The organism is Caenimonas koreensis DSM 17982, assembly GCF_009646335.1.
Taxonomy (GTDB): Bacteria; Pseudomonadota; Gammaproteobacteria; order Burkholderiales; family Burkholderiaceae_C; genus Ramlibacter; species Ramlibacter koreensis.
Genome location: NZ_WJBU01000013.1, coordinates 88,647 through 102,908 on the forward strand (window position 1 = coordinate 88,647; position 14,262 = coordinate 102,908).

General features: G+C 64.0%; 14 protein-coding genes. 2 read left to right on the forward strand and 12 right to left on the reverse strand.

What is annotated here, in order from left to right; genetic code table 11:
- The first annotated feature begins 51 nt into the window (after nucleotides 1–51).
- Nucleotides 52–312 (forward strand): hypothetical protein, encoded by a 261-nt coding sequence (locus tag GHT07_RS14490; RefSeq protein ID WP_153585813.1) that lies wholly within the window; start codon nucleotides 52–54, stop codon nucleotides 310–312.
- Nucleotides 313–372: 60 nt separating this feature from the next.
- On the opposite strand, the gene GHT07_RS14495 is transcribed toward GHT07_RS14490, so the two are convergent.
- The 10 genes from GHT07_RS14495 to dapC all read right to left on the reverse strand — a co-directional run bounded on the left by GHT07_RS14495 (nucleotide 373) and on the right by dapC (nucleotide 12,475).
- On the reverse strand, nucleotides 373–1,815 hold the full coding sequence (locus tag GHT07_RS14495) for a class I adenylate-forming enzyme family protein (RefSeq protein WP_153585814.1): 1,443 nt from the start codon (nucleotides 1,813–1,815) through the stop codon (nucleotides 373–375).
- Nucleotides 1,816–1,829: 14 nt separating this feature from the next.
- A complete protein-coding gene (locus GHT07_RS14500) occupies nucleotides 1,830–3,269 on the reverse strand; it encodes a class I adenylate-forming enzyme family protein (RefSeq protein ID WP_153585815.1) in 1,440 nt (479 codons plus the stop codon).
- Nucleotides 3,270–3,303: 34 nt separating this feature from the next.
- The gene (locus GHT07_RS14505) at nucleotides 3,304–3,798 is read right to left on the reverse strand and encodes a hypothetical protein (protein WP_153585816.1); all 495 of its coding nucleotides are present in this window, start codon (nucleotides 3,796–3,798) and stop codon (nucleotides 3,304–3,306) included.
- Between the two features lie 58 nt (nucleotides 3,799–3,856).
- Nucleotides 3,857–5,881 carry an ATP-binding cassette domain-containing protein gene (locus GHT07_RS14510; RefSeq protein ID WP_153585817.1) on the reverse strand — a complete coding sequence of 675 codons (2,025 nt, stop codon included), beginning with the start codon at nucleotides 5,879–5,881 and terminating at the stop codon, nucleotides 3,857–3,859.
- Entirely contained in the window at nucleotides 5,878–7,131 is a 1,254-nt protein-coding gene (locus GHT07_RS14515; protein WP_153585818.1) for a cystathionine gamma-synthase family protein, read from the reverse strand. Before GHT07_RS14515 ends, GHT07_RS14510 begins: the two co-directional genes overlap by 4 nt.
- Nucleotides 7,132–7,200: 69 nt before the next feature.
- Nucleotides 7,201–8,067, reverse strand: coding sequence for a 50S ribosomal protein L3 N(5)-glutamine methyltransferase (gene prmB, locus GHT07_RS14520; protein WP_153585819.1), 867 nt, complete (start codon nucleotides 8,065–8,067; stop codon nucleotides 7,201–7,203).
- 7 nt (nucleotides 8,068–8,074) lie between these two features.
- Nucleotides 8,075–9,223, reverse strand: a complete 1,149-nt coding sequence (gene dapE, locus GHT07_RS14525) for a succinyl-diaminopimelate desuccinylase (RefSeq protein ID WP_153585820.1) — start codon at nucleotides 9,221–9,223, stop codon at nucleotides 8,075–8,077.
- A gap of 33 nt (nucleotides 9,224–9,256) precedes the next feature.
- Nucleotides 9,257–10,414 carry a PilT/PilU family type 4a pilus ATPase gene (locus GHT07_RS14530; protein ID WP_153585821.1) on the reverse strand — a complete coding sequence of 386 codons (1,158 nt, stop codon included), beginning with the start codon at nucleotides 10,412–10,414 and terminating at the stop codon, nucleotides 9,257–9,259.
- 29 nt (nucleotides 10,415–10,443) lie between these two features.
- Entirely contained in the window at nucleotides 10,444–11,268 is an 825-nt protein-coding gene (gene dapD / locus GHT07_RS14535) for a 2,3,4,5-tetrahydropyridine-2,6-dicarboxylate N-succinyltransferase (RefSeq protein WP_153585822.1), read from the reverse strand.
- A gap of 16 nt (nucleotides 11,269–11,284) precedes the next feature.
- Nucleotides 11,285–12,475, reverse strand: a complete 1,191-nt coding sequence (gene dapC, locus GHT07_RS14540) for a succinyldiaminopimelate transaminase (RefSeq protein ID WP_153585823.1) — start codon at nucleotides 12,473–12,475, stop codon at nucleotides 11,285–11,287.
- Between the two features lie 91 nt (nucleotides 12,476–12,566).
- On the opposite strand from dapC, the gene GHT07_RS14545 reads away from it, so the two are divergent.
- Nucleotides 12,567–13,586 (forward strand): alkane 1-monooxygenase, encoded by a 1,020-nt coding sequence (locus tag GHT07_RS14545; protein WP_153585824.1) that lies wholly within the window; start codon nucleotides 12,567–12,569, stop codon nucleotides 13,584–13,586.
- Between the two features lie 25 nt (nucleotides 13,587–13,611).
- Here GHT07_RS14545 and GHT07_RS14550 read toward each other — a convergent pair whose 3' ends face one another.
- Both GHT07_RS14550 and GHT07_RS14555 read right to left on the reverse strand, forming a co-directional pair.
- A complete protein-coding gene (locus GHT07_RS14550; protein WP_153585825.1) occupies nucleotides 13,612–13,941 on the reverse strand; it encodes an ArsR/SmtB family transcription factor in 330 nt (109 codons plus the stop codon).
- A complete protein-coding gene (locus GHT07_RS14555; RefSeq protein ID WP_153585826.1) occupies nucleotides 13,938–14,240 on the reverse strand; it encodes a YciI family protein in 303 nt (100 codons plus the stop codon). The genes GHT07_RS14550 and GHT07_RS14555 overlap by 4 nt, the downstream gene beginning before the upstream one ends.
- Between the last annotated feature and the right edge of the window lie 22 nt (nucleotides 14,241–14,262).

The following is a 14,262-nucleotide window of genomic DNA, read 5'->3' on the forward strand; positions in this document are numbered from 1 at the left end:
TCCTTTATGCGACACTCGACCATCAGATTCAGCATGCAATAAAGGCAGGCCATGGCCACCCTCAACATCGGCAACAGAGAAACCCGGCGCGAGATCGTCGCGCGTCACAAGGCCCACGACCAGAACGGCGTGGAGCAATGGATTGATGAAGTCGTTCCGTCCACCCGCGAGCTCGACGCCAACGGCAACTGGTCGGCATGGACAGAAGGCCCGCGCCAGTTCTGGCACGGCAAGATCATCTGCGTGAAAAAAAGTGAAACCGAGTTCGAGCCGGTGATGACCGACGACGTGCTCACGCTCGATCAGCAGTAGCCACCGCCGTGATGGCGCGGCCTTTCGTTCGGGCCGCCTGGTGCTTCGGACGCCTGGTGATTAGGCCGCCTTGTGCTTGTCGGCCAGTTCCAGCCGCAGGATTTTGCCCATGTCATTGCGCGGCAGTTTGTCCACCCGCACCACCTTCAGGGGCGGCAGGCTGGGAAATGACGCGCCAATGCGCTTGATGAGCCGGGCTTCATCGAAATCCGCACCGGCGACCACGGCGATGTGAGGCCACTGCTTTGCGGCTTTGTCGGCCACCACAAACGCTGCAGCCTCGACCACGCCCGGCACTTTGGCTGCGACTTCGTCAATCGCGTTGGGCGTGACTTTCACGCCCCCGAAGTTCATCACTTCAAGCGCGCGGCCCTTGACGAACAGCTCGCCATCCGGGCCTATCGCGCCGAGGTCACCGGGGTAGAACCACGTATCGCGGAAGGTCTCGGCGGTGGTCTTGTCGTCGTCAAGGTAGCGGTGGACCTGGCCGACGTTGCGCGTGCGCACGATGCCTGTCTCGCCCAATGGGAGCGTGCGCCCGGCCTCATCGACGATCTCGATTTCTGCCGGCGGGCATACGTAACCTGTCAGGCCCGGGCGGAAGTCCACGTGTGCGGCGGGGGCCAGGGTCGCGGTGCCAATTTCGGTCGATCCGTACACCATCATCAGCGACTGACCCAGCCGCGCGCGGGCAGCCTGGTTCAATGCGCGCGGCAGCACGCTGCCGGCCACGTAGGTCACCAGGTCTCGTTGCGGCGTGAAATCGGCCGGCAGGCTTTGCACCAGTTGCTCCAGCTGCGCCGTGGAGACAAACAGGTGCGTGGGCTTGTCGCGCAGCAGCTTGATCAGCGGCTTGTTGGGCCCCACGGTGGTCAGCAGGACGACACCGCCAGCCATCCAGGTTGCAAGGGGCCAGACGATGCCGCCGATCGAGGGCATGCCCATCAGGCACAGCGTGCGCGACGTCGTCGTCAGGCCGTAAGCCAGTGCCATAGTGCGCAGGCGTTCGTCGAATTCGCCGGCCGTGAACATCGCGAGCTTCGGCAGGCCGGTGGTGCCCGACGACATGACGATGCGGGCGGGTTTGGAGGGGTCGAGCAGCGCTTCCTGCGCGGGCGCGATCGGCGCGGCCTCGGGGTCGAGCCACTCTTTGGTCATCGTGATGACCTTGGCGCCGGCGTGCGCGAGCGGTGCATCGGTGACCACGACGGTGGGCTTGAGCACTTTCAGGCCGGAAGCCGTGCATTCACAGGCCAGCAGGGCGAGCCGCGAGAGGGCGATGTTGACCAGCCAGGCTGCGTAAGGTGTGCCCACAACAACCGCCACGCGGCTGTCGGCCGGCAGGTTCTGCTCCTGCAACAGCCGCGACACGCGGTCGATGGCTTTGCAAAAACGCCGGTACGTCAGGATTTCAGTGTTGGTGACAACCGCCGGCTCGTGCGGCGACATGCGCGCGTGGAGCTGGATGGCGGCAAAGACGGAGGGAACGGGCAGTTGGGGCATGCCGGCTTTATACGCTACGGCGTACCCAGCCCAGGCAGCTCACGCCGCAGCACTTTGCCCATCTCGTTGCGTGGCAAGCGGTCCACCTTGATCACGCGCAGCGGCGGCAGCGCTGCAAAGCTGGCTGCCGCATGCCGCACCAGTGACGCCTCATCGAAATCCTTGCCCGCGACGACCGCGGCGCACACCGACTGATTGCCGCTGTCGTCATTGGCCATGAACGTCGCGACTTCGACCACGCCGGGCAGCTGCAAGAGTGCCAGGTCAATCACCTCTGGCGAGATCTTCACGCCGCCAAAGTTCATCACGTCGCGCAGCCGGCCCTGGATGTGCAGCTCGCCTTGCGCGCCAAGCACCCCCACGTCGCCGGGGTAGAACCAGCCATCGCGAAAACACAGCGCGCTGGTGGCCGCGTCGTCCAGGTATTCGGTGACGACGCCCTCGGTGCGGATGCGGACTTCGCCCGCCTCGCCGGGTGGCAGCGGTGAGCCGCTTTCATCGACGATCTGCACTTGCGCAGGCGGGATGACAAAGCCCGTCAAGCCCGGCTGGTGCTCGGCAATCACAGCGGGCGCCAGCGTGACCGTGCCCATTTCGGTGGAGCCGTACACGATCCAGAGTGATTGGCTCGGGCGCAGCCGCGTCTGCCTGCTCATGTGGCGGGGCAGGGCGCTGCCTGCGACATAGATGTCCAGCTGGTGCGTCGGCACGAAGTCGCGCGGCAGCGTCTTGACCACCGCTTCGAGCTGCGTGGGCGAGATGAAGATCGTGTTCGGGCCATGGCGCAACAGGTGCGGCAGCGGCTGGTCTTTGTGCAGGCCGATCAGCACCACCGAGCCGCCGGCCGTCCACGTCGCCTGCGGAAGCGCAAAGCCGCCAACGGTGACGATGCCCATCACGCTCAGCATGCGTGACGACGGCCCCAGCTTGTAGGCAATGACGTCGGCCCGCGCGCGCCGGGCCATCTCGTCGACGGTGAACACCGCGAGTTTGGGCACGCCCGTTGTGCCCGATGAGAGAACGATGCGGGCCGGCGCGTGCGGGTCGTGCTGCGGCTCGTTCAAAGGCAGCAGCAGCGGCGCGTTCGTCTCTGCCCAGCTGGCCTCGGCCTGGATGACGCGGCCCTGCGGATAGTCAAGATCGTGGTCGGCAATGACGACATCGGCGCGCAGCGTCTGCAGGTCAGCCATGCTGGCGGAGGCAGACAGCAAACCCAGCCGCATGAGCGCGATCGTCACCAGCCAGTGCAGGTAGCCCCAGCCCACCGCGACGGCGACGCGGCTGCCCGCGGGAATGTTCCGGGCCGCGATCTGGTGCGCGACCCTGTCGATGTGCAGCGCAAACAGCTTGTAGCTGATGACGGACGACTCGTTGATCACCGCCACTTCATGGGGCGTGCGCTGGGCGTGAGAGCGGATGGATGAATAGAGGGTGGTTGAAAAAAAGTGGCTCATGGCCACTCTTTTATACGCCTTGCGGCGTGGCTACTCAACCATGGGCAGGCAGCATCAGGTCTGCCTTCAGCGCGACGCGCACGCAGTCTTTGATGTGCTCTTCGCCCAGGTAGCGAATGGCCGCGTAGCTCATCATGGCCGACACGGCCTGGCCTGCGATCGGCACGTATTTGGAAGCCTGCTTGACGGTGATGCGCTTGCCCATGTGCTGGGCCATGCGCATGACGAGGTCGCGCGTCACGAACTTGCCGATCAGCACCGAGCCCACGGTGGCGATGGCCTTGTCGGCCTGCACGCGTTTGTGGGCGGGCAGTTTGTCGAGCTGCGCGGGCGTCAAGCCAAACTCGGCATTGATGGCCGGCATCAGCCGCGAGAGCAAGGCGGCGTCGACCATCCAGTCGAGCCCTGGAATCGGCACGGCGCCTGCAACTGCGCCTGCGATGGCGCGGCGGTTGAGAATCTTGCGGCTGCGGCGCACCGCGTCCATCAGGATCGGATGGTCGGCAGCGAGTTGGAGTGCGGTCGGCATCGCCGTAGTGTCGCCCGAAAGCGCCCTGGCGTGGGGTGCTGGCGGCTCAACTGGCGGGTCAGCTGGCGGCTTCGAGCGACTCCGACAGGGTCATCCACTTTTCTTCCGCCTTGCCAAGCTCATCGTTGACGGATTTCAGCCGCTTGCCGGCCTCCGCGATGTCTTTGGGGTTGGGCGATTGGACGAGTTTTTGCTCGAGCTGCGACTTCTCCGCCTGCAGCTTGGCCATGCGCTGGTCGAGCTGCTCGATCTCGCGGCGCAGGCTCTTGGCGCGAGCCGCATCCTGCGTGCGTTGCTGCGCCTGCGCCTTGCGCTGCTCTTGCGCGGCGACTTGCGGCGCTTGCTGGCGGGCAGACTCTTCACGCACCGCTTCGCGCCGGGCCTTGGCTTCGTCGAGCAGGTATTGCTGGTAGTCGTCCAGGTCCCCATCGAACGGCGCAACACCACCGCGGCCGACCAGCCAGAACTCGTCGCACACGGCGCGCAGCAAAGCGCGGTCGTGGCTAACCAGCATGACGGTGCCTTCGAATTCGTTGAGCGCCATCGACAGCGCCTCGCGCGTGGACAAGTCGAGGTGGTTGGTCGGCTCGTCGAGCAGCAGCAGGTTGGGGCGCTGCCACACCATCATCGCGAGCACCAGGCGGGCTTTCTCGCCGCCACTCATCGTGCCGACGGTCTGCTTGACCATCTCGCCCGTGAAGTTGAATGTGCCCAGGAAGTTGCGCAAGTCCTGCTCGCGGCCCGACTCACCCGAGTTCGGCCCCGCTTCACGCGCCAGGCGGAACATGTGTTCGAGCGGCGTATCGCCGGGCCGCAGCACATCGAGTTCCTGCTGCGCAAAGTAGCCGATGTTGAGCCCCTTGCCCTCAGTGATCGTGCCGCCGAGCGCCGGAATGTCGCGCGCAATGGTCTTGACCAGCGTTGACTTGCCTTGTCCGTTCGCGCCCAGGATGCCGATACGCTGTCCCGCCAAGACCGACTTGCTAACCCCCCGCAAGATGACCTTGGCTGCCTCACTCCCTCCCCCTTTGGGGGAGGGTTGGGGTGGGGGCACGGGTGTGGACGCGGCCATGTCTTCATCCACCACCGCCACATACCCAAACACCCCCTCCGAAATCGCCAGCATCGGATTCGGCAAATTCGCCGGCTCCTTGAATTCAAACGTGAACTCCGCATCCGCCAGCACCGGCGCGATCTTCTCCATGCGCTCCAGCGCCTTCACGCGGCTTTGCGCCTGCTTGGCCTTCGACGCCTTCGCCTTGAATCGGTCGATGAACTTCTGCAGGTGGGCGATCTTGTCCTGCTGCTTGGAGAACGCGGTTTGCTGCAGCGCCAGCTGTTCGGAGCGCAGCGTTTCAAACGCGCTGTAGTTGCCGCCGTAGCGCGTGAGCTGCTGGCGCTCGATGTGCACCGTGACATCAGTTACCGCATCGAGAAACTCGCGGTCGTGGCTGATGACGATCATCGTGCCGGCATAGCGCTTGAGCCACGCCTCAAGCCAGACGAGCGCGTCCAAGTCGAGGTGGTTGGTCGGCTCGTCGAGCAGCAGCAGGTCAGACGGGCACATCAGCGCGCGCGCCAGTTGCAGCCGCATGCGCCAGCCGCCCGAAAAACTGTTCACGGGCGAATCAAGCTCCGTTGTCTGGAAGCCCAGGCCCAGGATCAGCGCTTGAGCACGCGGGACTGCGTCGTGTTCGCCTGCATCGGCCAGGTCGGAGTGCAGGTGCGCGATCTCCATGCCGATGTCCATGTTGTCCGGGTCGGCGTCGTGCTGCTGTTCGGCGCGCGCGAGCGCTTGCCGAAGTTCGAGCAGGCGTGTGTCGCCGCCGAGCACGAAGTCAGTGGCCGTATCTTCAGTCTCGGGCATGTTCTGCTCAACCTGCGACAGCCGCCATGCCGAGGGCATGGAGAAGTCGCCCTTGTCTTCATGCAGTGCGCCGGTGAAGAGGCCAAACAGGCTGGACTTGCCCGCGCCGTTGCGCCCGACCAGGCCGGCCTTTTCGCCGGGGTTGATGGTGAGGGAGACGTTGTCGAGCAGAACCTTCGCGCTGCGGCGAAGGGTGACGTTGCGAATTTGGATCATTGATGCGCCGCAGCGACCCTCGAAAATGCCTGCGAAAAATCAGCGATCAAGTCGGCCTGTGCCTCGATGCCCACCGACACGCGAATGAGCGAATCGGCAATGTCCATGCTCTTGCGCTGTTCGGCGCCCATTTCCCAGAAGATGGTGCGCGCCACCGGAATGGCGAGCGTGCGGTTGTCGCCCAGGTGGCTGGACTTGATGACGATCTGCAGCGCGTCGAGCACATCGAACGGATCGACACCATCGACAGTTTCAAAACTCAGCAGCGGGCCGAAATTGCGGAAGAGGGCGGCTGCGCGATCGTGCTGCGCGTGGCTCGCAAGGCTGGCGTGGTGCACGCGCGAGACAAGCGGCTGCGCTTCAAGAAACTTCGCGAGCGCGTTGGCATTGGAGCAAGCCTGCTCCATGCGCAGGTGCAGCGTCTCCATGCCGGCCGCGATGCGGTGGCCGTGCTCGGAAGAGAGCGTCGCGCCCATGTCGCGCAGGCCCTTCTTGCGGATCTGCAGCAGGCCCCAGGTGGCAGGCGCGCCCTTCTTGTAGGCCGGCAGGATGTGCGGGTAGGTGGACCAGTCGAACAGGCCTGTGTCCGTGATCGAGCCGCCGAGCGCGTTGCCGTGACCGCAGATCGCCTTGGAGAGCGAATGCACGACGAGCGTGGCGTTCACTGATTTAGGCTGGAACAAGTCCGGCGTGGTCATCGTGCTGTCGACGATGTAGACGATGTTCTTCGCTTTGCAGATATCGCCGATGGCTTTCAGGTCAGCGATTTGCGTGCGAGGGTTGGCGATGGTTTCGACGAAGACGAGGCGTGTCTCGGGGCGAAGCGCTGCTTCGACGTTGGCTGCATCGGTTGCATCGACCAGCGTCACATCGCAACCGAGCTGGGTGAGGGTGTTGAACCAGCTGGCCGTGTTGCCGAAGAGGAAGCGGCTCGCCACCACATGGTCGCCCTTGCGCAGCAGCGCCATCATCGTGGAGCAGATGGCCGCCATGCCGGTGGCGAAGCAGACGGTGCCGATACCGTCTTCCATCATCGTGAGCTTGGCTTCGAGCGCCTGCGTGGTCGGGTTGCCTTGGCGGCCGTACACGTGGCCGCTCTTTTCGCCCTGGAACACGGCGGTGAGTTCGGCGGCGGTGGCGTAGCCGTAGGCGGTGGCGATGTGCAGCGGCTTGAGCACCGCGCCATGCTCGACGCCGCCAAGGCGGTCGGCGTGGAGGATGCGGGTGGAAATGTCTTTCTTCGTCGTCATGCCGCTATTGTCGCGGATGGCTGTTCGGGGCGCCTTGCCGCGAGTGCAACCGGCGTGAGCCGCGAACCGCTAGAGTGCCACCAAAGCCTCACGCGTCACCAGCAGCACCTGGTCATCGCCCGCACTCGTCGCAAGCCAAACAACTTCCAACTCCGCAAACGCCGCCTCGAAGTTCTCGCGCTCGTTGCCGATTTCGAGAATGAGAACGGCCTGATCAGTCATCTTCGCCGGCGCGTCCCTGAACAGCGCGCGAATGAAATCCATCCCATCCTCGCCTCCAGCCAGCGCCAAGCTCGGCTCTGCCTTGTATTCATCGGGCAGTGCAGCCATGCTCCGCGCGTTCACATACGGCGGGTTGCACAGAATCAGGTCATACGGCCCACGCGCCTTCGCAAGCCCATCCGACTCGATCAGATGAACACGCTCTTGCAGCCCATGCTTGTCGACGTTGATTCGCGCCACAGCAAGTGCATCCACTGAAATATCAATCGCATCGACCACAACGTCAGGAAACACCATCGCCGCGATCACGGCCAGGCTGCCGTTGCCGGTACACAGGTCGCACACGTTGGTCGTGCTCTCGGTGAGCCATGTATCGATATCGCCATCCACCAGCACTTCCGCAATAAAGCTGCGCGGCACGATGGCGCGTTCGTCCACGTAGAACGGCACACCTTGCAACCACGCTTCGCGCGTGAGGTAGGCGGCGGGTTTGCGGGTGGCGATTCGCTCGGCAATCAGCTCGTCGATGCTGTCGGCCTGCTCGGGTGATACAGCCATGTCGGCGACGCCGTCCAGGTCGTCGAGCGGCAGGCCCAGCTGCCACAGCACGAGCCATGCGGCTTCGTCGAATGCGTTGGTGGTGCCGTGGCCGAATGCAACGCCTGCGTCTTGCAGCCGCTTCGCGCTGGCCTCGACCGTTTCGATCAAAGTCATGCGCAGCTCACAGCGTGGCGTTCAGGTTCTCTATCGTGCGCCGGTAGATGTTCTTCAACGGCTCGATCTCGGCAACGGCGACGTTCTCGTCGATCTTGTGGATCGTTGCGTTGGTCGGGCCGAACTCGATCACCTGCGGGCAAATGCGCGAGATAAAGCGGCCATCGCTCGTGCCGCCTGTGGTTGAGAGTTCCGTCTCCACGCCGACTTCAGCGCGGATCGCAGCTTGCACCGCGCCCACCAGCTCACCCGGCGTTGTGAGGAAGGGCAGGCCGCCCACCACCCACTTGATGTCGTAGTCCAGGCCGTGCCTCGCCAGCACTTCCTGCGTCAGCTTCTGCAGGCCCTCAGGCGTCGATTCGCTCGAATACCTGAAGTTGAAATCGACCACCACGTTGCCCGGAATGATGTTGCCCGCACCCGTGCCGCCGTGGATGTTGCTGATCTGGAAGCTCGTCGGCGGGAAGAAGTCATTGCCCCAGTCCCATTCGATCGTGCTGAGTTCAGCCAGCGCCGGCATCGCCATGTGGATCGGGTTCTTCGCCAGCTGCGGATACGCAATGTGGCCCTGTATGCCCTTGATGTTCAGCTTGCCGCTCAGGCTGCCGCGCCGGCCGTTCTTGATCATGTCTCCGAGCTTGGTCACGGATGTCGGCTCGCCAACGATGCAGTAATCGAGCCGCTCGCCGCGTGCCTTCAGCTGCTCGCAAACGACCACGGTGCCATCCACACTCGGGCCTTCTTCATCGCTTGTGATCAACAGCGCAATCGACAGTTGCGGATCAGGGTTCGCCTTGATGAATTCCTCGACCGCGACGGTGAACGCTGCGATGGATGTCTTCATGTCGGCTGCGCCGCGGCCATACAGCTTGCCGTCGCGATGCGTGGGCACAAAGGGGTCGCTGCTCCACTGCTCCAGCGGGCCGGTGGGTACCACATCGGTGTGCCCGGCAAACACCAGCGTTTGCGCAGACTGGCCCTGGCGCTTGGCCCACAGGTTCGTCACGCGGAAATCCGCCGGGCCGCTCTCGATGGTCTCGCAGGCAAAGCCCAGCGGCTCCAGCCGTTCGCGCAGGATGCGCTGGCAGCCGTCGTCTTCAGGCGTGACAGAGCGGCGGGAAATCAGTTGCTCGGTGAGATGCAGCGCACGGTTCATTCGCTCAGTTCAGTTGTGGTCAGTGCTTGACTGTCAGTGCTTGATATCGAGCGTGATTTCCGTGAATGACGGCTCGTCTGCCAGGTCCTCGTCGCTCGCGCCGTCTTCCGGCTGCACCATGTCGGCACCAGCGGCGCTGTTCTGCAGCCGCCATTGCAAGTTGGTGGGCGAGTCGGCGTAGGCAAGGCCTTCTTTCTTGTCGACGATGCCATCGATGATCAGGCGCGCAATGTCTTGCTCGAATGTCTGCGAGCCTTCGGCCATCGACTTTTCCATTGCTTCCTTCACGCCGGAGAAGTCGCCTTTTTCGATCAGCTCGGACACGAGCTTCGTGTTCAACATGATTTCCATCGCCGGCGCGCGCGAGCCGTGCACCGTGCGCAGCAGGCGCTGCGACACGATGGCCTTCATGGCAGAGGCCAGGTCGCCCAGCATCGTGGGCCGCACTTCAACAGGGTAGAACGACAGCACGCGGTTGAGCGCCTGGTAGCTGTTGTTGGCGTGCATGGTGGCCAGGCACAGGTGGCCTGATTGCGCATAAGCAATCGCGGCGGACATCGTTTCACGGTCGCGGATTTCGCCGACCAGAATCACGTCGGGCGCTTGGCGCAACGCATTTTTCAGCGCGGTTTGCATCGAGAGCGTGTCGCTGCCGACTTCGCGCTGGTTGACGATGGACTTCTTGTTCTTGAACAGAAATTCAACCGGGTCTTCGATGGTGAGGATGTGGCCCGACACCTTCTCATTGCGGTAGTCCATCATCGAAGCGAGCGTCGTGCTCTTGCCAGCGCCCGTCGCGCCCACCATAAGTAGCAGGCCGCGCTTTTCCATGATCAGGTCGCCCAGGATCATTGGCACCTGCAGGCTGGCCAGGGGCGGAATGTCTGTCGTGATGTAGCGGATGACGGCGGCGTACGTGCCGCGCTGGCGCATTGCCGAGAAGCGGAAGTTGCCCACGCCTTCGACAGCGCTCGCCATGTTCAGCTCGCCGGTCTGCTCCAGCTCTTCCATGCGGTGGGCGGGCAGCACTTCGGCCAGCAGCGTTTTTGGCGCGTCGGGCGGCAGCAGCTGGTTGTTGATGGGCAGGCACTGGCCGTTGATCTTGATCAGCGCGGGTGCGTGCGCTGACAGGTAAACGTCCGACGCCTTCTTCTCGCCCATCAGGCGAAGGATTCGCTCCATCGTGCCCATCAGCTTCTCCTCGTTGTAGCGCTTGTTGTTCAGTCGCGCAGCAAATCGTTCAGGCTCGTCTTGGCTCGTGTCTGCGCGTCCACGCGCTTGACGATCACCGCTGCATACAGGCTGTACTTGCCATCGGCGCTGGGCAGGTTGCCCGACACGACGACGGAGCCAGCCGGCACCCGGCCATAGGTGACCGTGCCCGTGGCCCGGTCGTAGATCTTGGTGCTCTGGCCAATGTACACGCCCATCGACAGAACCGAGTTCTCTTCGACGATCACGCCTTCCACCACTTCGGAGCGCGCCCCGATGAAGCAGTTGTCTTCAATGATGGTGGGGTTGGCCTGCATCGGCTCCAGCACGCCGCCAATGCCGACGCCGCCAGACAAGTGCACGTTCTTGCCGATCTGCGCGCAGCTGCCCACAGTGGCCCACGCATCGACCATTGAGCCTTCATCGACGTACGCGCCAATGTTCACAAAGCTGGGCATCAGAATCGCGCCCTTGGCGATGTAGCTGCCGCGGCGTGCCACAGCGGGCGGCACCACGCGAACGCCCGTGGCGGCCATCTCTTGCGCTGACAGGTGCGCGAACTTGGTAGGCACCTTGTCGTAGAAGGCCAGGTCGCCCGAACGCATGATGGCGTTGTCTTTCAGGCGGAACGACAGCAGCACGGCCTTCTTGAGCCATTGGTGCACCGTCCATTGGCCAACGGCCTGCCGCGTGGCGATTCGCAAGTGGCCGTTGTTCAGTTCGGCGATTACATGTTCGACAGCATCGACGACCTCTTTGGAGGCGGTGGCAGCAGTGAAGTTGGCGCGGTTTTCCCACGCGTCGTCGATGATTTTCTGGAGCTGGTCGGACATGTTGTTAACTGGTTTTTCAGGAACGGTTCTTGACGAATTGCACGATGCGTTGCGCGGCTTCGAGGCATTCAGCGGTTTCGGCGACGAGCGCCATGCGAATGCGACCCGCGCCAGGATTCGCCCCGGCGCTCCCATCGCGCGCGAGATAGCTGCCGGGCAACACCGTCACATTGTATTGAGCGTACAGCTCGCGAGCGAAGTCCACATCGCTGCCTTTGACTCCAGCCCACAGGTAAAAACCCGCGTCGGGTAGCTGCACGTCGAGCACCGAGGCGAGCAGCGGCGTGACTTCGGCGAATTTCTTGCGGTACATGTCGCGGTTTTCAACGACGTGCTTCTCGTCTTCCCACGCGGCGGCGCTGGCGCGCTGCACCACCGGGCTCATCGCGCTGCCGTGATAGGTGCGATACAGCAGGAACTGCTTGATGTACGCCGAGTCGCCAGCGACAAAGCCGCTGCGCAGGCCCGGTACGTTGCTGCGCTTGGAAAGCGAGGTGAATGACACAAGCCGGCGGAAATCCGAGCGGCCCAGCTTGCTCGCCGCCTGCATGCCGCCCAGCGGCGGCTCGTCGCGGAAGTAAATCTCGCTGTAGCACTCGTCCGACGCGATCACGAAGCCGAATCTGTCTGACAGGGCGAAGAGCTTCTTCCACTCTTCCAGCGGCATCACCGCGCCCGTCGGGTTGCCGGGCGAGCACACGTAGATCAGCTGCGTGCGCGCCCAGATATCGAGCGGAACGCTGTCCCAATCGACAGCGAAGTTGCGCTTCGGATCGACAGGCGCAAAGTAGGGCTGGGCGCCGGCCAGCAGCGCCGCGCCCTCATAGATTTGGTAGAACGGATTCGGGCAGACCACGACCGGGTTTTGCGACGGGTCGATCACCGTCTGCGCAAAAGCAAACAGCGCCTCGCGCGAGCCGTTCACCGGCAGCATCTGCGTGTTGGTATCGACGACCAGGCCATAGCGCGTCATCTGCCACTTGCGAAAAGCATCGCGCAGCTTGGGCTCGCCCGCAGTGCCCGGGTATTGCGCCAGGCCATCGAGCGACGAGGTCAGCGCGTGCTTGATGAATTCGGGGGTGGGGTGCTTGGGCTCGCCGATGCCCAGGCTGATGGGGCGGTAGTCGGCGTTGGGCGTGATGCCGACAAACAACTGGCGCAGCCGCTCGAAGGGGTAGGGCTGCAGGCGGGACAACATCGGGTTCATCCGGCGGATTATCCCGGAGTCCGCATCTTCGCGACGCGCCATCCAGGCTGGCCTTGCAGCCGCGGCGCAACCGCTGTCCAATGCGGCTGATATGGCCCGTCTGCGACTCTCCGACGCGCGTTTCCTTCTGGCGTGGCTGCTGCCGTTCTCGCTGTTGCTCAATCTCACGAGGCATCCAGAGCAAGCCGCCATCGGCACGCTTATCACGTGGGCCGCAGTGGCCGCCATCGACCAGTGGTGGCCGGGCGCACAGCGTTCGCCAGCGGCGGGCGCTGCGAACCCGCTGCTGTCGTGGGTGCTGCGCCTGTTTGTTCCCCTGCAATGCCTGATGCTGGTGGTAGGGCTGCTCGTGGTGCGCGAGGGCGACTGGTGGCGCGTGCTGGGCTTGTCGTTTGCCGTCGGTTTTGTGACCGGCGCGCAAGGCATCACGTTCGCGCATGAGCTGGGCCACAGCCGCAACCGGGTCGATCGCGCGCTGGGCTGGCTGCTGATGGCCAGCGTGAACTACAGCCACTTCATGGTCGAGCACTATCGCGGCCACCATCCGCGCGCTGCAACGTTCGACGACCCGGCCACGGCCCGGCGAGGTGAAACGCTGTGGGGATTTCTGCCGCGCACGTTAGGCGGCAGTTTCATGAGCGGCTGGCGGCTCGAAGCGATCCGGCTGCGGCAGTTCGGCAAGTCGTGGATGGCGAGCCCGCTTGCGTGGGCGTCAGGGCTGAACGTGCTGATCGTCGCAGTGTTCGCGATTGCCGGTGAGTGGAAGATGCTCGCGTTCTGGCTGGGCCAATCAGCCTTCGCCATCTGGCTGCTGGAAACCGTGAACTACATCGAGCACTACGGCCTGCAGCGCAGTGTGGATGCCGACGGCAAGCGCGACCCCTTCGGCGTGCCGCATGCATGGAATGCGGACCATGTCGTGTCGAACAGCCTGCTGGCCAACCTGCAGCGCCATTCCGACCACCACACCCACGCGTGGAAGCCGTTCCCGGAGCTGGAGCCTTTGCCCGGGCCGCAATTGCCCACGGGCTACGCGGGCTGCCTGCTGCTGGCTGCGGTGCCGCCGTTGTGGTTCCGGCTCATGCACCCGCGGCTGGACGCTGCGCGCTAAAAAATTTCTCCACCAGCAACGTTGTTCATTTCTGGCGTTTGGTGGTGGGTTTGGATTTGTTGTTGGCAACGAGCGCGAAGCGGGCCAGCGCGCGTTCCCACATCTTGTCGAGCTCGTCGCGCAGCACGGCGATGCTTTCGGGCTTGACCGAATAGACGTTGCGCGTGCCTTCGCTGCGTACGCTGACGAGCTCGACCGATTCAAGCAGCCGCAGATGTTTGGAGACGGCGGGCCGGCTCACGGGCAGCTTGTCCGCAATTTCGCCGACAGAGCGCTCGCCCTCGATCAGCAGGCGCACGATCTGCTCGCGCGTGGGGTCGGCCAGCGCCGCGTGCAGGGCAGAGGCACGCGTCATGACGCGAAAGCCGCATGGGCGTTGAACCACGGCCGGACTTCGAATAGCAGCAAGCCGGACATCACGGTGGGGTCAGACGACGCGACCGCTTCCACATCCTCGCGGCTCACACCGACGCGAAACACCATCATCCCGCCGGACGTCTCGTCCAGAAACGGCCCGCCACCGAATGACTTGCCCGCTGCCGCCTGCACGCGGTAGTGATCGACATGCGCCTGCAGGCCCGGCTGCTCACGAAACGGCACACCGGCCACCCAGGCCGGGCCGGGGCGATGAAACACGACGAACTGCACCTGCATGGCGGCTTCTCCTGCTGTGATT